Genomic DNA, 17,225 nt, shown 5'->3' with positions numbered 1-17,225 from the left:
CTCGTGGTGGCTCGCCGCCCGCCGACCGGCCCGGCCCCGGCCCTGCGGGTGTCGGCGCGCTCCGCCGCCGGTGGGTGCCCGGAAGCGCGGTGCGCAGCCGCGCCGTCCGAGGGCGAAGGGTGCGGCGGGTCGACGGCGGCCGAGCTGGGATTGTACTCCGCGGTACGCGGGCCGCCTCAGCGGCGCCGCGCGGCGGCCTGCAATTCCGGCGGGCTCCACCCCGCGTCGGCCGGATTGAGGTTGGCGCCCGGCGGGACGATCTCGTCGATGCGGTCGAGCGTCTCGGCCGACAGCCGGACCTCCCCGGCGCCCAACTGCGATTCCAGCTGCTCCATGGTCCGCGGTCCGATGATCGCCGAGCTGACGGCGGGATGCTCCAGAACGAAGGCCAGCGCGAGTTCGATCAGCGTAAGACCGTTGTCCTCGGCCAGGCTCACCAGCTGCTCGACCGCCTCCAGCTTGGCCTCGTTCTGCGGCTTGGAGGGGTCGTAGCGGTCGGGCATCCGGGCCATCCGCGGACTGTCCACCTGGGCGCCCCTGCGGTACTTGCCGGAGAGCCATCCGCCCGCGAGCGGGCTCCACGGCAGCACACCCATGCCGTACCTGCGCGCCACGGGCAGCACATCGGTCTCGATGCCGCGCGCCAGGATGGAGTAGGGCGGCTGCTCGGTGACGAAGCGTTCGCGGCCGCGCCGCTCGGCCACCCAGTGCGACTCGACGATCTGGTGCGCCGGGAATGTGGAGCACCCGGCGTAGCGGATCTTGCCGGCGCGCACGAGGTCGGTGAGCGCGCCCAGCGTCTCGTCCACGTCGCAGTCGGGGTCGGGCCGGTGGATCTGGTACAGGTCGATGTGGTCGGTGTTCAGCCTGCGCAGGCTGTTCTCGACCTCACGCACCAGCCAGCGCCGGGAGTTGCCCCGCATGTTGGGGTCCGTTCCCATCGGCGCGTGGGCCTTGGTGGCGAGGACGACGTCGTCTCGGCGCCCGGCGAGGGCCTTGCCGACGATCTCCTCGGATTCGCCCGCCGAGTACACGTCGGCGGTGTCGATGACGTTGATCCCGGCGTCCAGCGCCCGATGGATGATGCGCACGGAGTCGTCGTGGTCGCTGTTGCCCCAGGAGCCGAAGTTCATGGCGCCGAGAGTGAGCGGGCTGACCCTGACGCCGGTGCGGCCCAGCGGTGCGTACTCCATTGCCGACGGCCTTTCGTGACGTCGCACATGCGGTAGGCGAGCACTCGGCCCGCCTGCGGTCAACCTATGCGACGCTCCGGGCCGTCTCAACGACCGATCTCGGCCGCCTGCATGGTTAGGCTGTCCCGGGCCGCGGATAGGCGGCCGGTCGACAGCGTCGAGGAGGGGTATCAGTGACCACACCGGCAACGGGCCGCGCCGTCCACCTGGTCTCGCGCCCGCAAGGCGAGCCGGTCCCGGAGCACTTCCGGATCGTCGACGAGCCCGTGGCCGAGCCGGCGGACGGCGAGCTCCTGGTGCGCAACCGCTACATCTCCGTCGACCCCTACATGCGCGGCCGCATGAACGACGTGGAGTCCTACGTCCCGCCGTTCGCGCTGAACCGGCCGATGGAGGGTGCCGCGCTGGGCGAGGTCGCGGCGTCGCGCGCCGACGGCGTCGCCGAGGGGAACCTCGTGCTGCACAACCGGGGGTGGCGCGAGTACGCCACGATCCCCGCGGCCGAGGCGCGGGTCCTCGATCCCGACCTCGTGCCCTCCGTGACCGCCTATCTGGGCATCGCGGGGATGACCGGGCTCACCGCGTGGGTGGGGCTCTTCGACGTCGCCCGGATGGCCCCCGGCGAGACCGTGTTCGTCTCGGGCGCGGCGGGCGCCGTCGGCAGCGCCGTCGGCCAGATGGCCAAGCTGCGGGGCGCCGGCAGGGTGATCGGCAGCGCCGGCAGCAGGGCCAAGGTGGAGTACGTGCGCGACGACCTCGGATTCGACGCGGCCTTCGACTACCACGACGGCCCCGTCGCCGAGCGGCTGGCCGAGCTCGCCCCTGAGGGCGTCGACGTCTACTTCGACAACGTCGGCGGTGAGCACCTCGAAGCCGCCCTGCACAACATGCGCAAGCACGGGCGCATGGCCCTGTGCGGGATGATCTCCCAGTACAACGCCACCGAGCCGGCTCCCGGCCCGCGCGACATGTTCCAGACCATCGCGCGCCGCGTGATGATGCAGGGCTTCCTCGTCGGCGACCACATGAAGCGCATGCCCGCGTTCCTTGAGGACGTCGGCACCTGGCTGGCCGACGGGTCGATCCGGGCCGATGAGACCTTCGCCGACGGCATCGAGAACGCCGCCGACGCGTTCCTCGCCATGATGCGCGGGGAGAACACGGGCAAGATGATCGTCCGCCTGTGAGCACGCAGGCGCTTCGCGCCGCGGTCCGCCAGGGGGTGGGCCGCGGCGACGGGGCGCGGCCCACCCGGCGAGCGGCCCGGCTCGCTTCCCGTCGAGGGCGGCGCTGTGTCGCCCCGCTTGCGGTCACTCCGCCGAGCGGGGCGGGAGCGCCAGTCCGATGTGCTCGCCGATCTCCTCGATCAATCCCAGGTCGGCCAGGCGGAAGCTGCCGCGGTTGCTGCGGCGGATCAGCGTGAGGGCCCCGCGTACGCCGCGGCTGCCCTTGAGCGGGACGCACATCAGCGATCCGGCGCCCAGGGCGCTGAGCACCGGGGCGCCGCCCTCGGCCTGTCCCAGCGCAGTCTCGTCCTCGATGAGCTGGTTGAGCACCGACTTTCCGCGCTTCAGCACCTCGCGGGGGATCTCCGAGCCCAACGGGTCGAGTGCGCGCACCAGCTCCCGCGGCCGCTCCTCGCTCGAAGGGCCGGACACGACCGCGCGGCGGGCCTGCTCGGCGCTGTCGGGCAGGTCGCACACGTCGACGATCACCCAGTCGGCGTAGGAGTCGGCGAGCAGCGCCGCCGCGTCGTCCAGCGCCAGGGGGCGGCCCGCGCCGCCCGGGCCCGCGCTGGCCAGCAGCAGCCGCGTCATCCGCGTCAGCACATCCAGCCGGCGTGCCGCCAGCACTACCACCTGGTCCTCGACCTCCGGCTCCAGCGGCGCGGGGCCCTCGTCCCCGCCGGTCGGCGGTGGCGAGAGCACGACGAGGACCAGTGGCGCGGCCTCGGTGGGAACGTCCAGCCGGGTCAGCGTCATGTGCACGTCCTCGGCCCACCCGCGCTGGGCCAGCCGCGAGTCGAAGGACGCCGGATCCCCGCTGCGCAGCACCGCGGCCAGACGCGAGCGCATCGCCGCCCGGCGGCGCAGGTCCACGAAGTTGGCGAACGGCTTGCCGGAGAGGTAGCCCGGAGAGCTGCCCAGCCGGTCGGCGCCGATCGCGTTGATACGCCGGATGTAGCCCTCGTGGTCGAGCAGCACCGCCGGCACGCTCAGCTGGCTGAACACCGCGCGCAGCACCGAGCGCTCGTCGTCGCCGTTGGACCGGCGCGGCGCCGAGGCCGACTCCGCCGTGGCCAGCCGCTGCCCGCAGTCCTGCAGCAGGTGCTGTGCGAACCCCAGCTCGGCCAGCGCCGCATCGGCGGTCTCGGCGGAGTCGTCCGGATACATGGTGTGCGTGCTGCGCAGCGCCGCCACGCGGTCGCCCAGTTCGGCGATCTCGCGCTGCAGGTCGGCGAGGTTGTCCGGCACGCTTGCACTCCTGACGTGGACGGGCGCGGGCCGCCGGGCGGGCCCGGCCCCGCAATGACGCTAGCGCATGCGACGAGGCCGGTGAGATCACGATTACCGTAGAGCCACGGTCCGCCCGCAGTGCCCCTGGACGGCAGTCCGGACACCGCAGGGGCATCCGGACCGGAAAGGGGGACGTGCCCATGTGGGTCGACCGCCTCGCGCGCGAGATCGGCGCGCTGGGCCAGGCGGAGACCGCCACACCGGAGCGCGCGCTGGACCGGATGAGCGCGGCGGCCGCCCGCGAGGTCCCGGGGTGCTCCGCGGCGCTCGTGGTCATCTGGCACGACGTCGCGCCCGGCGACGACCGCTCCGACGAGTCGGAGGAGGTGGCCGGTCGGCACGTCGTCGTGGATTACGGCGCATCCCACTCCGACCTCGCCACCGCCTTCGAGTACCAATACACCACCGACGAGGGCCCCACGGTCGAGGCGGTGCGCGAGATGCGTCCGGTGACGGTGGACGACGTTCTGCGCGAGGAGCGCTGGCCCACCTACACGAGCATGGCCGTGCAGTGCGGCGACCGCTCGTCGGTGACCTTCCCCTGCGAGCTGGAGGGCGAGGTGGTGACCTTCGGCGTGCATTCGGGCCGCGCCGACGCCTTCGACGAATCGGTGGTGACCCCGCTGATGGCGCTGCTGGCCGAACACGCCGCCGTCGCCCTGCACACCGCCGACCGCTACACCGACGTCGCACGTGAGGCCGCCCACATGCGTCGCGCGATGTCGGTGCGGGCCGTCATCGACCAGGCCAAGGGCATCATCATGCACGCTCGCGGCTGCGGCGCCGACGAGGCCTTCGCCGAGCTGCGCGGGGTGGCCCAACGCCACCGGATGAAGGTCGCCGACGTGGCACGCAGCCTGGTCGCCGAGCACGCCGACAACAACGGCAGGTAGCCGGAGGGGGCGCCGCATCCGCGGGCGCCATCCGGGGTTCGGGCACGGCCGGCGGCGGGGAGCGTCGGGACGGCGGTCCCGCAGAAGCGCGCGGCGTGCAGTCGGCGTATCGGTGTTATGACGCTGTGCAACGCACCCTGTGGCACCCGCTGCCGTGCGGCTAGTGTTGGCGCCAGCCGGAGCCGCCCGGTCCGGCCGTGCCGGATCGGGGGGAACCATCGCCCTCCTCCTCGCGTTGGGGATAGGACCGGCCACGACCGCGGCGCGCAGCGTTCCGGCGAGGGCGGCGGGCGAGGGATGAGAGAGTCCACGGCGCGCAGCGCCTCCAGCGGGAATCGAGGAACGTGACTGTGGCGACGGAGATCCCGGTCCGGTCGGAGGGCGACGTCGTGGTGGTCGCCCCGGAGGGCGAGCTGGACGCCGTCACCTCGCCGGGCCTCGCCGATGTGCTCGACGGCCTGCTCGCGGCCGACCCGCCGTGGCGGGGCGTGGTGATCGACCTGTCACTGGTGACCTTCTGCGACTCCCGATGCATCGGAGTGCTCGTCTCGGCCTACCGCCAGGCCCGCGACGAGGGAGTCGGCCTCGCGGTGGCGGCGCCCCAGCGCAGCGTCCTGCGCCTGTTCGTGATCGCCGGCATCGACCAGGTTCTGCGTATCGAAGAGGACACCGGCCACGCCGTGGAGACGGTACTCGCCTGACGGCCCGGCGCCCGTGGAAACGGCCCGGCGGGTGGCGCCCGAGCGAAAGCGCGGCGTGCGCTCGGCGGCACGCAGGCACACGCGCTCCGCGCACGCAGCCCCGTTGCCGCGGCCTTCTGTGGCGGCGGGTCGTGGGTGGTTTTCGGTCGGTGCCATCTCCGTCCCAGGGACGAGGCCCTCGTGGCTTCATCGAGGGCGCGGGACTGTCCGGCGGCTCGGGGCCGGTAGCGAGGAACCCGCCGAGATCTCCTGGAGCGGATCGGCCCGGAGGGTGCGGCGACGGGGCGTGTGTGCGCGAAGCGCTGAGAGCCCGTTTGCCGCCGAGCGCACGGCGGGCTTGCTCTACCGGCCCGTCATCAGTGCCGCGCCCGGCGGCTCACGTCGCGAAGTGCAGGCGGATCCGGCTGCCGTGCGCTCCTGAGCTGATCTCCATGTAGTCGCAGAGCTGCCGGGTGATCCACAGGCCGTAGCCGCGCGGGCTCAGCGGGTCGGCCGGGTGGTAGCCCAAGAGCGGGTCGTGCAGGCCGGTGCCGCGGTCGGCGACGTCGCAGAGCAGCCAGCCGGGTCTGCGCCCCAGGGTGAGGGTGCCGGCGCCGCCGCCGTGCTCCACGGCGTTGGCGGCGAGTTCGTTGACGGCGAGGACCAGGTCGCCCAGCCGCTTTCGCGGGACGCCGGCCTTCTCGGCCGCCTCGGTCGCCGCGGTGCGCAACGCCGCGAGGTCGGCGTCGAACTCCAGGGTGCGCTGCTCGCCGGCGGGCGCGGGAAGCGGACGCGCGAGGTCGGGCGCGCTGAACGACGCCGGGTCGACGTAGTCGGGACTGCCGTGCTCGTCGCCTTCGGCCACGAGCACGGGGTGGGTGCGCCGGACGTCGCGCCGCACCCGCTCGGGCAGCGTGCGGGTGTCGTGCAGGCACAGCAGCCGCAGCCGGGTTCCGGCCAGCGCGCGCGTGAGTACCGAGTCCAGGCGGTGCCACTCGCGCAGTCGCACCGGGTCCTCCGACGGCAGCGGGGGTTCGCCCACCACCAGCACCGGGCGGGGATGCTCGGCGCGGGCACGCGAGTGCAGGGCCGCCAGTGTGCGGCCCGGAGCATCGTAGAGTTCGGCGGCCTCCAGCGGCTCCACGTGGGAGGCGTCGGCCGCCGGCAGGCCGGACAGCAGCGCTGCGCGGGTTTCCGGCGCGACGCCCAGCACGACGCGGTCGCCGTCCCGGCGCGCCGCGCGCATCCGGGGCAGGACCCGGTCGCGCAGGTCCGCGGCCGAGGAGTAGAACACACCGCGGTGCTGGAACCCCCCGGTCTCCTCCGTGCCCGTTCCGGCCGTCTCCGCACGCGACGTCATCGACTCAACCCGGCAGCCCTCCTAGCCGCAGCCGCTGGCCTCTCCGCTCGGCCTCGTGCGCCGACGCCGGCGCCGGTGCACGATCGCCGCCTAGTGTGCACCATCGCCCGCGGCATAGGGCAGCTCGGCCTCCTGGGCGGGGCAGCAGCGCTGGTAGACGCGCTCGGTCTCGGCCGCGACGCGCTCCCACGTGAACCGGGAGGCCGCCCGGTCGCCGGCGGCGATGCCGTAGGCGGTGGCCATGGTGGGCTCGGCGGTCAGCGAGCGCACCGCGCGGGCCAGCGCGTCGGGGCGGGCGGCGCGCAGCAGAGTGCCTGTCGTGCCGTGCAGCACCGCCTCGTTTACGACACCTGCGCCGCGGGCCACCACCGGCAGTCCGCAGGCCATGGCCTCCAGCACGGCGCCTCCGCACAACTCGTAGGGCGCGCCGGATACGTAGACGTCGGCGGAGCGCAGCAGCCGCGGCAGCTCCTTGCGGTCGACGGGGCCGGTGAGGCTGAGCCGGTCGTCGACGCCGGCCTCCTTCGCGAGCAGTTCCACGCGCCGCGCGTCGTCGCTGAGGGGCAGCTCCTCCTGTCCCGGACCGGCGACGATGGTCAGCTCGGCGTCGGTCAGCCGGCGCAGCGTGGCGATCAGCACCTCGGCACCGCCGGCGGCCAGGTCGGTCACCGAGACCATCCGGGTGCGGCCGCCGCGGCGCGGGCTCCAGGTGTCGGCCGAGGAGCCGCCCTCGGCGTTGAAGTGGTCGGTGTCGACACCGAAGGGCACCACGCTGACCTTGGCGCGCGGCACGCCCATGCGCGCGAGCTCGAAGCGCTGGTCGGCGGAGCCGACCACGATCTGGTCGGCGTGCCCGGCGACCGCGGCCTCGATGCGGGCGCGGTCGGGCCGCTCGGGCAGGCCGGCGCGCTGCTCGGCGGCGTTGAGGGAGCGGAAGGTCTGCACGATGGGCGGCTGCGCGCCGTCCTCGGCGCACGCCTGGACGGCCGAGACCACGGCGAGGCCGCTGGTCCAGCCGAAGGCGTGCAGCACGTCGGGGGGCTCCTCGGCGAGCCTGGCGCCCAGCGTCTGGGCGAAGGCGCCGGTGTGCTCGGCGGCCGCGCCCTCCTCCACGCGTCGCTCGGGCCCGGCCGAGAGGTGCTCGACCATGACACCCCGGCCCATGCGCGAGCGTTCGGGCAGACCGGGGGAGTGCTTACGGGAGTAGACCGTCACGCGATGGCCCGCCTTGGCCAGGTGGCGGGCGAGCGCGGCGATCTGGACACTGTCGCCGCAGGCGGGCTCGCCCTTGTGCGCGGGCAGCGGGTTGGCGTGCTCGGCGATCATTGCGATCTTCACGTGTGGCTCCTCAGGGCGAGACGACGACCCGATACGAAGACGGATGCCGGGCCGCAGGGTGGCGTTGTCGCGCAGGCGGCGCCCGTGGGCGCGAGGCGCGGCGGGGGCGGCCGCCGCAGGGCGCGGCGGGTTCGGCGCAGACCGGGCGCGCGGCAGGAGGCACCGGGCGAGGGGAGAGGTCGAGAAAAGCAAAGGGCCAGACGCATGCGGATCACACCTTCGAGCGTTCGCAGAGAAACGAGAAGCGCTCGCCGGAACCCAGGCGCGATGGATCAGCGCCGCGGCGAGCGCGCGAACGTCGGTGTGTCTGCGTCTTAGACACCCAACGGGAACGATTATGCCAGAGGCGCGGAGAGCCGAACAAGACAGGGGCTGTGGCCTGCGATGTCGTGTCCGAGGGGAGGTCGGTGGCCGCGGGGGCGCGTTTGGCGGGTGCTCCCTCGGGCACGGTTGGCCGCGTAGGTGTCTCCTGTGATTCGAAAGTACGAGGGACCATGACTGCGCGGCCCCCCGGGAGTGCCGCCGCGGCGCGCTCTCCGCGTGGCGGAGCCCGGGACGTACCGGATCCCCTGCCCGACTACACGCCCCGCGACGCACTGCACGGACGCCGCGCCTTGGTCATCGGCGGGCTGGCCGGCGGCGGGCCGGGGCGAACCGTGGCCGCCGCGCTGGCCAAGGAGGGCGCCGCCGTGGCGGTCGCCGACACCACGCGGCTGGCGGGTCAGGCTCCCGGAGCGCGGCCGGTGCCCCGGCAGCTTGCGAGCGACGACCCTGTGCTGCTGACCGCCGGGCTCGTATCGGCACTGGGAGCCTGGTCGCTGCCGATCCACTGCGACCCGGCCAGCGAGAGTGACGGCCGCACCGCCGTCGCCTACACCGCGCTGGAGTTCGGCGCACTCGACCTGCTGGTGGTCTGCGGCACGACGGCGGTCGGCGACGACACCGGATCCCACCGCACGGGCGGTCTGGGTGCCGCTGTGGCCCCCGGGGCCGCACCGCACCTGCACCAGGGCTCGGAGTTGGGCTCCGTGCTGCGCACTGTGCGTGCGGCCCGGCCCTTCCTCAGCGAGGGCGCCGTCGCGGTGCTGCTGGGCGAGCGCGGCGCGGGAAGTCCCCGTGCGCGCGCGGCGCTGCGGTCGTTCGCGGGCTCGCTGGGCGAGCGGCGCGTACGGGTGAACTGCCTCGCTCCCCGTTCGGCCGACACCGAGGCCGCCGTCGCCGCGGCGGTCGCGGAGTTGGCCGCAGAAGACGGGCGCTCCGGCGAAGTGGTAGGAGTAGCCCAGGTTCCGCGTCCGCACTAGGGGCGGGACATCGACGATTCGCAGGTTCCGTGGCTTCCTGCCGACGGATGTTCGCTGGGGCGTAGAGTGCGCCCGTAGTTTGGTGGCGACGAAGTCGCCGGGAACTGCGTATGAGGGCGATTTCCGCCATGATGTAGGCGGATTTTGACCACGATCAGCGGTCCCCGGATACGGTTGCATGATCAAAGCGCCGCGGCCTCCCGTACGGCCAGGCGCCGCTTGGGACTGTTCGGCAGCCACTGCCGTTGAAACAGGAGGTTGGGCGTATGGGTGTCGCTGGTGGGGAAGTCACGGTCACGGCCCTCACGCACCGGGGCGCTGTACGCACGGCCAACGAGGATGCGGTGGTCATGGGCGCGCTCACCGTCGCCAGTGCCAACATGACGCTCCCGGCCCGGTGCGTGCTTCCGCTCACCGAGCCGGTGATCCTGGCCGTCGCCGACGGCCTGGGCGGCCACGCGGCAGGCGAGATCGCCTCCGAGCACGCCGTGCACCGCATGGCCGAGATGAGTCCGCGGCTGGTGAGCCCTGATGACGTCGACGTCCTGCTGAAGAACATCGACGAGGAGATCAAGGACCACGCCACCCAGCACACGGAGTTCTCCGGAATGGGAACGACGGTGGCCGGTCTGCTCCTCAACACCGACGGCAACTTCTGGTTCAACGTCGGCGACTCGCGCACCTACCGGCTGGAGGGCACTCGGCTGCGCCAGCTCTCCGAGGACGACTCGCCCCCTCTGCCCCCCTCCGACGACGGCAAGCCGGTCACCACGAACTTCATCACCCAGTCGCTGGGCGGCAGCGGCAGCACCGCGATGCTGCCCCACGTGGGACGCGACCACGAGCCCGACCCCAGCGCCTGGCTGATGTGCAGCGACGGCCTCTCTGACCTGGTGACGGTGGCGGAGATGGAGCGCATCATCGCCGAGGCCGGAAGCGACGAGGGCGCCGTGCACGGCCTGTGGCAGACGGCCATGGAGGCCGGGGGCCGCGACAACATCAGCATCCTGCTGGCCCGCCGCGTCTGAGCGCCGTCCGTCGGCGCCGGTCGCGCGGCGCCGACGGGCCGCGCGGTCGGCGCCCACGGCCGCTGCGAGACCGGCGGCGGTGCGCGGAGGTCAGTCCTGCTCGCCGCCGCGTCCGCCGGGGCGGTTGCGCAGGCGGATGAGCAGAATGGCGATCAGGGCGAGGACGGCGATCGCGACCACAACGCCGGCCACCGGGCCCAGGCGGGAGGGGTCGGTCGGCGACTGCGCTGCAGGCGACTCCTCGGCGTCCGCGCCCTCGTCGGCTCCGCCGCCGTCCTGCGGGGAGGACGCCTCGGGTTCGGGCGACGGACTGGAGTCGGCGACGGCCTCTTCGGTGACGGAGAAGGCGATCTCGTCCTCCAGCGCGTGGCCGTCGGAGGAGATGATGCGGTAGGCGACGGTGTACTCGCCGGCGGCGGGCAGTTCCTGCAGGCCCACGGACGCGTCCGGGCCGTCGATTCGGACTTCGCCCTCTTCGTGGTTCTCGCCGTCGGGGCCGGTGACCACGATGGCGTTGCTGCCTTCGCCGACGTCGCCGCTGAAGGTCAGCTCCACCTCGTCGGGAGCGGTGTCCAGCTTGTCGCCGTCCTCGGGCGAGGAGCCGATCAGGGTGTCGTGCGCAAGGGCGGCCGGCGCCGTCGCGGTCGCCAGGGCCAGCGAGCCGAGCAGGGCTGCGGCGGCGACCGCCGGGCGCCGCGCCCGAGACGGGCGCCGCCGCTGTAGGGCCGGATCGGGGAGTGCGGGCGTGGCCAGGGTCATCGGCGGGGTTCCTTATGGACGGGGGCGGGGCTGTGGCCGGGCGGGCGGTTCCCGCCCGGAGCCGGCACGGCGTGCGCGGGCCCGTACCGCCGGGCGCGGAACCGAGCGCTCGCAGGGGCCGTACGGTTCCTCAACCTATAGGCGACGCCGTGCCGTGGGCGCCGCGCATCCCCCCGTTCGCACGTGGGCACGGTGTCTGTGCGTCTTCGTCGCAGCGCGGAGCCGGATCCGCGCTTTGCGGGGCCGCGGGTGCTTCAGGAAGCCATCGGCAGCGGCTCGCGGCGCATGTAGCGGCGGTCTTCCGGTGTCGTGCCGCCCCAGACGCCGTGCGGTTCGCCCGCGCGCAGCGCCCAGTCGAGGCACTCCGCCCGGACCACGCAGGTGCGGCAGATGGCCTTGGCGAGATCAGCGTCGTGCTGTCCGGGGCCCGTCGTGCTGACGGGGAAGAAGAGTTCGGGGTCGTACTGGCGGCATGCGCCCTGGGCGACCCAGTCTTCGCTTTCGTGGTAAAGGCGGTTCACCAGGAGCCTCCGTTCCCTGGCCGGTCCCCGCGCGGGAGCGGTCGGCCGGGCGCCGCGCGGAGGACGTGTCTGGTCGCAGCAGGGAGCGGCGTGGCCGTCGCCCCATCGCGATGCGACCCATCGTAGTACTACGAGTGGTCGTACTACGAAAAGTCTGCCAAAATTTTTCGCCGCGCTTCAAGTCCGCACACGTGCCGGGTGACGGCGCTGGAGTCGCGCCGGGGCGCTCGGCGGTCGTCGCGCCCGCTACCCCCGAATCGCGCCGCCTCCCCTTTTCGTGCGGCCCGATCGTCCGCGGAGGCGCCGGTGCGGGGCGCGCCGGAGAGGAGGACGGGCGATCCCGGCATGCGCGGGCGCCGATGCCGTTCCCTGTCTTGGGTCGCGACGCGGGCGGCTATGTCGCGAGCATCCACCCGAATCCCTGTGACTTAACGCACCCTTAAAATTCGCTGCGAGTCCCCTATGTTTGCCTGAGAACCGGCACAATCTGCTCTGGCGCGCAGCGCCGAGCCCGTCTCCCGGTGCTCCCGGGCGGTGGCCTGAACCCCTGGTGAGCATGGCGTGAGAGGTGCTTCCCCGGGAGGTGCGCGAACTCTCCCGATGGCGACGCAAAGTGACGACCCGGGCAAAATAGACAGGCCATACCCGCTGAAACAGCGCTGAAACATACACCGTTCGGCGGCTGGAAACGCTGCTCAGAATCGTTCGCTATGTTCCATCGACGTGCCTGACCAACAGACCGACGACGAGACCAGCGCCGTGGCCGACACCGGGGATAAGCCCGCTGTAGTCGGCGGCCCGGCGGCTTCCGACGGCATCCGTATGCAGGAGCCGACCATCGCCGACGGCCCCGACCTGTGGCGGCTCGCCCGCGATTCCGGGCTCGACATCAACTCGCCCTACGTCTACACGCTGTGGAGCCGGGACTTCGCCGCGACCAGCGTCATCGCACGTGACAGCGAGCACAATCCGCGCGGTTTCGTCACCGGATTCGTCCGCCCCGCCTATCCTGACACTTACTTCCTGTGGCAGGTGGGCGTGGATCCCGGTTTCCGCGGACGCCGGCTGGCACGCCGCATGCTCGACCACATCGGCGACCGGATCGCCGCACTCGGGCTTACGCACCTGGAGGCCACGGTGACGCCGGACAACGCAGCATCGCGCGCGCTGTTCGAATCCTTTGCCCGGTCCAGGGAATGTACGGCGGTGTGGAGCCCGCTGTTCGGGCGTGAGCATTTCCCGGCCGACGACAGCGAGGGCCACGAACCCGAAGACCTGGTCCGGATCGGCCCGCTGGGCCGACCGGACACTGACAGCAGCACGTCCGCCGATATCTGACAGCCCACTCACACCAGAGCTGAACAACCCCGACCCCCACGCGCTACACACTCTGTGAGCCCACGAACCTGGGGAAAGGACTCAAGGAACTCACGATGGAGATCTTCGAACGCCTCGAATCCGAAGTCCGCAGCTACAGCCGTAGCTGGCCGGTCGTCTTCAACGAGGCTCGGGGCAGCTACGTATACGACGAGTCGGGGCGTCCCTACCTCGACTTCTTCGCCGGTGCGGGCTCCCTCAACTACGGGCACAACAACCCGGAACTGAAATCCAAACTCATCGACTACCTGATGAGCGACGGGATCGTGCACAGCCTCGACGCGTACTCGACCACCAAGCGCGACTTCCTGTCGACCTTCGGCGAGACGATCCTCGAACCGCGCGGACTCGACTACAAGGTGCAGTTCCCCGGCCCGGCCGGCAACAACGCCGTCGAGGCGGCACTCAAACTCGCCCGCAAGTACACCGGGCGCGAGACCGTCATCAGCTTCACCAACGGCTTCCACGGCATGACCCTGGGCGCCCTGGCGGTCACCGGCAACTCCATGAAGCGCGGCGGGGCCGGCGTCCCGCTGAGCCACTCGGCCACCATGCCCTTCGACAGGTACATGGACGGCCAGACGCCCGACTTCCTGTGGTTCCGCAGCATGCTGGAAGACAGCGGCAGCGGTCTGGACGCGCCCGCCGCGGTCATCGTCGAGACGGTGCAGGGCGAGGGCGGCATCAACGTCGCCAGCGCCGAGTGGCTGCGCGGCCTCCAGGAGGTCTGCCACGAGTACGACATGCTGCTCATCGTCGACGACATCCAGATGGGCTGCGGCCGCACCGGTCCGTTCTTCAGCTTCGAGCACGCCGGCATCCAGCCCGACATCGTCACGCTGTCCAAGTCCATCAGCGGCTACGGCCTGCCGCTGGCCCTCACGCTGTTCAAGCGCGAGCTGGACGTGTGGGAGCCGGGCGAGCACAACGGCACCTTCCGCGGCCCCAACCCGGCCTTCGTGACCGGCACCGCCGCCATGCGGAAGTACTGGAGCGACGACTCCTTCCAGCAGGCCACCGAGGCCAAGGGCCAGCTGATCGACCGCCGCCTGCGGGCCGTGGCCGAGGAGCTGGGCCCCGAAGAGGCCCACGTGCGCGGCCGCGGCATGGCCCGCGGCCTGGTGCTGGAGCGCCCCGGCGCGGCCAACGTGCTCAGCCGCGAGGCCTTCGAGCGCGGCCTGCTTGTCGAGACCTCCGGGCCCGAGGACGAGGTGGCCAAGCTGCTGCCCGCGCTGACGTCCACCGAGCAGGAGCTTGAGGAAGGCCTGGCGATCATCGCCGATGCGGCCCGCGCCGCGATGAAGACGCCCCAGCCTGCCTGATCAGCAGTGGGCAGGGGCCGAGCGCCCCCACAATTGGCCGTGAAGGCGGTTCGGTCCCGGACGGCCCGGCCCGTCCGGGACCCCGCCTTCGGCCTACCGGAGCAAGCAAGAGGAGCATGCACTTTGATCGTGCGCAGCATGAGCGATGTCGACGGCACCGACGCCGACATCCGCACAGAGACCTGGCGCAGCCGCCGGATCGTCCTGGCCAAGGACAAGGTCGGGTTCTCGTTCCACGAGACCGTGCTCTACGCCGGCACGGAGACCAGCATGTGGTACGCCAACCACATCGAGCTGGTGCACTGCATCGAGGGCGAGGCGGAGGTCACCAACGACGAGACCGGTGAGACCCACCTGATCACGCCGGGCACGCTGTACCTCCTCAACGGCCACGAGCACCACACGGTGCGGCCCAAGACCGACTTCCGGGTGCTGTGCGTGTTCAACCCGCCGGTGACCGGCCGCGAGGTGCACGACGAGAACGGTGTGTACCCTCTGCTGACCGAGGACGGGGACGACTCCTCGGCGAAGTAGGACCCGGGCGGGGCGCGGCCGGGTCCGCGCTCCGCCTGCACGGGGCGGACCGCATGGCGGGGCCGCCCCGTCGTCTTCGACGGCAAGCGCGGGCGCTCGGCGCTCACGCGAGCCATAGGCGCACAGGCGCCGTGAGAACGAGACCGCCGAACGGAAACGAGGACGCGAACCCAGCGCGGCCGCCGGACGCCGCGCGTGCAGAGAAAAGGAGCGAATCCCTCCGGGGTATGGCCATGACTGCGACGACACACTTCGAGCAGCCGACCATGGACGACTACCCGACCCGCAAGGGACAGCAGCCGGCCCTGCTGTACCGCAAGGACCCGACCGTCTGGAACCAGGCGGCGAGCGGTCCGATGGACTCCGCGACCCTTGAGTCTTATGACGCCAAGGGCTATCTGCAGATCGAGTCCCTGATCACCCCCGACGAGCTTGAGACCTTCCGATCCGAGCTGTCGCGACTGAGCTCCGACGACGAGCTGAAGCAGGATCAGCGCGCCGTCGTCGAGCGGGCGTCCGACGAAGTCCGCTCCGTCTTCGAGGTGCACACCATCAGCCCGGTCTTCGCCGAGCTCGTGCGCGATCCGCGGCTGGTCGACCGCGCACGCCAGATCCTGGGCTCGGACGTCTACATCCACCAGAGCCGGGTGAACTACAAGCCCGGATTCTCGGGCACCGACTTCTTCTGGCACTCCGACTTCGAGACCTGGCACGCCGAGGACGGCATGCCGCGGATGCGCGCGGTGAGCATCTCCATCGCGCTCACCGACAACTACGAACACAACGGCTCGCTGATGATCATGCCGGGCTCGCACCGGACCTTCGTGTCCTGCGTCGGTGAGACCCCCGAGGACCACTACCGCGAATCGCTGAAGAAGCAGGAGATCGGCACCCCCGACCAGAGCAGCCTGTCGATCCTGGCCGACCAGCACGGCATCGACGTGCTGACCGGGCCGGCCGGCGGGGCCGTCATGTTCGACTCCAACTGCATGCACGGTTCCAGCGGCAACATCACGCCGTTCCCGCGGTCCAACGTGTTCGTCGTCTACAACAGCGTCGAGAACACCTGCGAGACGCCCTTCGCCGCGGCCCGTCCGCGGCCGCACTTCCTGGGCGCCCGCGATTTCACCCCCGTGAAATGACCGGGGAACACGGCGGCAACGAGACGAAGGTACGGCGTCCGTGGCCCGATCGTTACGGGGCCGGTCTCGGCCATGCACCGGGATAACCAGTGCATAACGTGCTATTCCGCCTCCGTTAGTCCAGGGCGATCATGGGCACGGAGTCCGCAGGCGCCGGTTGGTGCCGGGCGCCCCGCGTGACCGGGGGTACCGAGGCGACCCGTTCTCTGAGACGGTCGGGCTTCGCCTTAGGGGCCACGCATGTCCGTACCACCGCACGGCGCTCCTTCCCCGCGCGGGAGGGAGCGCCGCGTTGTTCGCCGACCCCCTTAGTTTCGCGACGAGGAGATGAGCAATGAGCAACAGCAGTCCCCTGGGTCACTTCGGCCGCCGCGATGTCCTCCGTGCCGGCGGCATCACCGCCGCTGCGCTGGCCGCAGGGCCGGGGCTGGCCGCGTGCTCCCGCACCGAGCCCTCCGAAGGGCAGAGTCTGCTGGAGAGCCTGCGCGAGAAGGGCTCCATCAAGGCCGCGATCAACAACGAGCCGCCGTTCGGCTTCATCGACGACAACGGCGAGGTCACCGGCGAGGCGCCCGAGCTGCTGCGCGCGATCGCCAAGGAGATGGGCATCGACGAGATCGAGGCCGAGACGGTCAGCTGGGACGGCCTCATCCCCGGTCTGAAGGCGGGCCGCTTCGACGTCGTCGCCGCCGGGATGTACATCACCCCCGAGCGCTGCAAGGAGGTCGCCTTCGCCGAGCCGGACTACAAGGTGCTCGAAGCGTTCATGGTGGAGAAGGGCAACCCCCTGGGCCTGGAGACCTACCAGTCCGTGGCCGAGAACCCCGACGTCACCATCGCGGTGCTCAACGCCTCTGTGGAGCAGAACTACGCCGAGGGCGCCGGGGTCAAGAAGAACCAGATGACGCTGGGCGACAACGCCGTTCAGATGCTCGACCTGCTGGAGAACGGCCGCGTGGACGCCGTGGGGCTGAGCACGTTCTCGCTGAACTACCAGATGGATCAGCGCGGCATGCAGGACGGCTACGAGGTGACCGAGGGCTTCACCCCCGTCATCGACGGCGAGGAGGTCAAGCCCGCCGGCGGGTTCGCCTTCCGCAAGAAGGACACGGAGCTCCTCGACGAGTTCAACAAGGTCCTGGCCGACTTCAAGGAGAGCGGCCGACTGACGGAGATCGGCAAGGAGTTCGGCTTCGACAAGACGGCCCACCCCGGAGACCTGACCACCGAGGAGCTGTGCTCGGCGGAAAACGGCTAGACG

The 17,225-nt window shown here is 71.7% G+C and carries 16 protein-coding genes; 10 read left to right on the top strand and 6 right to left on the bottom strand.

Annotated elements, in window-relative coordinates; translation table 11 throughout:
* Positions 1-176: 176 nt before the first annotated feature.
* Positions 177-1,193, bottom strand: a complete 1,017-nt coding sequence (locus LP52_RS00955; RefSeq protein WP_040269887.1) for an aldo/keto reductase — start codon at positions 1,191-1,193, stop codon at positions 177-179.
* A gap of 173 nt (positions 1,194-1,366) precedes the next feature.
* Between LP52_RS00955 and LP52_RS00950 the strand changes: the two genes are divergently transcribed.
* Positions 1,367-2,380, top strand: a complete 1,014-nt coding sequence (locus LP52_RS00950) for an NADP-dependent oxidoreductase (RefSeq protein WP_040269885.1) — start codon at positions 1,367-1,369, stop codon at positions 2,378-2,380.
* 123 nt (positions 2,381-2,503) lie between these two features.
* Here LP52_RS00950 and LP52_RS00945 read toward each other — a convergent pair whose 3' ends face one another.
* Positions 2,504-3,667: a GAF domain-containing protein gene (locus LP52_RS00945; protein WP_040269883.1), complete on the bottom strand. Its 1,164-nt coding sequence runs from the start codon at positions 3,665-3,667 to the stop codon at positions 2,504-2,506.
* Between the two features lie 182 nt (positions 3,668-3,849).
* Between LP52_RS00945 and LP52_RS00940 the strand changes: the two genes are divergently transcribed.
* On the top strand, positions 3,850-4,602 hold the full coding sequence (locus LP52_RS00940; RefSeq protein WP_040269881.1) for a GAF and ANTAR domain-containing protein: 753 nt from the start codon (positions 3,850-3,852) through the stop codon (positions 4,600-4,602).
* A 350-nt stretch (positions 4,603-4,952) separates the two neighbouring features.
* Positions 4,953-5,303 (top strand): STAS domain-containing protein, encoded by a 351-nt coding sequence (locus tag LP52_RS00935; protein WP_040269880.1) that lies wholly within the window; start codon positions 4,953-4,955, stop codon positions 5,301-5,303.
* 376 nt (positions 5,304-5,679) lie between these two features.
* Here LP52_RS00935 and LP52_RS00930 read toward each other — a convergent pair whose 3' ends face one another.
* Both LP52_RS00930 and LP52_RS00925 read right to left on the bottom strand, forming a co-directional pair.
* A complete protein-coding gene (locus tag LP52_RS00930; RefSeq protein WP_052809277.1) occupies positions 5,680-6,642 on the bottom strand; it encodes an anti-sigma factor RsbA family regulatory protein in 963 nt (320 codons plus the stop codon).
* A 90-nt stretch (positions 6,643-6,732) separates the two neighbouring features.
* On the bottom strand, positions 6,733-7,980 hold the full coding sequence (locus LP52_RS00925) for a glycosyltransferase (RefSeq protein ID WP_040269878.1): 1,248 nt from the start codon (positions 7,978-7,980) through the stop codon (positions 6,733-6,735).
* 494 nt (positions 7,981-8,474) lie between these two features.
* Between LP52_RS00925 and LP52_RS25510 the strand changes: the two genes are divergently transcribed.
* Both LP52_RS25510 and LP52_RS00915 read left to right on the top strand, forming a co-directional pair.
* Positions 8,475-9,281 carry a Rossmann-fold NAD(P)-binding domain-containing protein gene (locus LP52_RS25510; protein WP_052809276.1) on the top strand — a complete coding sequence of 269 codons (807 nt, stop codon included), beginning with the start codon at positions 8,475-8,477 and terminating at the stop codon, positions 9,279-9,281.
* A 266-nt stretch (positions 9,282-9,547) separates the two neighbouring features.
* A complete protein-coding gene (locus tag LP52_RS00915) occupies positions 9,548-10,309 on the top strand; it encodes a PP2C family protein-serine/threonine phosphatase (protein WP_040269876.1) in 762 nt (253 codons plus the stop codon).
* Between the two features lie 90 nt (positions 10,310-10,399).
* On the opposite strand, the gene LP52_RS00910 is transcribed toward LP52_RS00915, so the two are convergent.
* Together LP52_RS00910 and LP52_RS00905 are read right to left on the bottom strand one after the other, a co-directional pair.
* Positions 10,400-11,068, bottom strand: coding sequence for a copper resistance CopC family protein (locus LP52_RS00910; RefSeq protein WP_040269875.1), 669 nt, complete (start codon positions 11,066-11,068; stop codon positions 10,400-10,402).
* Positions 11,069-11,322: 254 nt separating this feature from the next.
* A complete protein-coding gene (locus LP52_RS00905) occupies positions 11,323-11,589 on the bottom strand; it encodes a WhiB family transcriptional regulator (RefSeq protein WP_040269874.1) in 267 nt (88 codons plus the stop codon).
* A 723-nt stretch (positions 11,590-12,312) separates the two neighbouring features.
* Here LP52_RS00905 and ectA point away from each other — a divergent pair.
* The 5 genes from ectA (at position 12,313) to ehuB (ending at position 17,222) form a co-directional block, all read left to right on the top strand.
* A complete protein-coding gene (ectA, locus tag LP52_RS00900) occupies positions 12,313-12,927 on the top strand; it encodes a diaminobutyrate acetyltransferase (RefSeq protein ID WP_040269871.1) in 615 nt (204 codons plus the stop codon).
* A gap of 95 nt (positions 12,928-13,022) precedes the next feature.
* Positions 13,023-14,288: a diaminobutyrate--2-oxoglutarate transaminase gene (gene ectB, locus LP52_RS00895; protein WP_040269868.1), complete on the top strand. Its 1,266-nt coding sequence runs from the start codon at positions 13,023-13,025 to the stop codon at positions 14,286-14,288.
* 123 nt (positions 14,289-14,411) lie between these two features.
* The gene (locus tag LP52_RS00890) at positions 14,412-14,822 is read left to right on the top strand and encodes an ectoine synthase (protein ID WP_040269865.1); all 411 of its coding nucleotides are present in this window, start codon (positions 14,412-14,414) and stop codon (positions 14,820-14,822) included.
* 233 nt (positions 14,823-15,055) lie between these two features.
* Positions 15,056-15,964: an ectoine hydroxylase gene (gene thpD / locus LP52_RS00885; RefSeq protein ID WP_040270022.1), complete on the top strand. Its 909-nt coding sequence runs from the start codon at positions 15,056-15,058 to the stop codon at positions 15,962-15,964.
* 334 nt (positions 15,965-16,298) lie between these two features.
* Entirely contained in the window at positions 16,299-17,222 is a 924-nt protein-coding gene (gene ehuB, locus LP52_RS00880) for an ectoine/hydroxyectoine ABC transporter substrate-binding protein EhuB (protein ID WP_040269864.1), read from the top strand.
* The last annotated feature ends 3 nt before the right edge of the window (positions 17,223-17,225 follow it).

Origin of the sequence: Streptomonospora alba, from assembly GCF_000826685.1 — a bacterium.
GTDB lineage: Bacteria > Actinomycetota > Actinomycetes > Streptosporangiales > Streptosporangiaceae > Streptomonospora > Streptomonospora alba.
This window is presented reverse-complemented; position numbering and strand designations above follow the sequence as displayed.

Bases quoted from the DNA above. Each gene is read 5' to 3' on its own strand.
- LP52_RS00955 (WP_040269887.1), bottom strand. From the start codon at position 1,193: ATGGAGTACGCACCGCTGGGCCGCACCGGCGTCAGGGTCAGCCCGCTC.
- LP52_RS00940 (WP_040269881.1), top strand. From the start codon at position 3,850: ATGTGGGTCGACCGCCTCGCGCGCGAGATCGGCGCGCTGGGCCAGGCG.
- LP52_RS00930 (WP_052809277.1), bottom strand. From the start codon at position 6,642: ATGACGTCGCGTGCGGAGACGGCCGGAACGGGCACGGAGGAGACCGGG.
- LP52_RS25510 (WP_052809276.1), top strand. From the start codon at position 8,475: ATGACTGCGCGGCCCCCCGGGAGTGCCGCCGCGGCGCGCTCTCCGCGT.
- LP52_RS00915 (WP_040269876.1), top strand. From the start codon at position 9,548: ATGGGTGTCGCTGGTGGGGAAGTCACGGTCACGGCCCTCACGCACCGG.
- LP52_RS00910 (WP_040269875.1), bottom strand. From the start codon at position 11,068: ATGACCCTGGCCACGCCCGCACTCCCCGATCCGGCCCTACAGCGGCGG.
- ectB (WP_040269868.1), top strand. From the start codon at position 13,023: ATGGAGATCTTCGAACGCCTCGAATCCGAAGTCCGCAGCTACAGCCGT.
- thpD (WP_040270022.1), top strand. From the start codon at position 15,056: ATGACTGCGACGACACACTTCGAGCAGCCGACCATGGACGACTACCCG.
- ehuB (WP_040269864.1), top strand. From the start codon at position 16,299: ATGAGCAACAGCAGTCCCCTGGGTCACTTCGGCCGCCGCGATGTCCTC.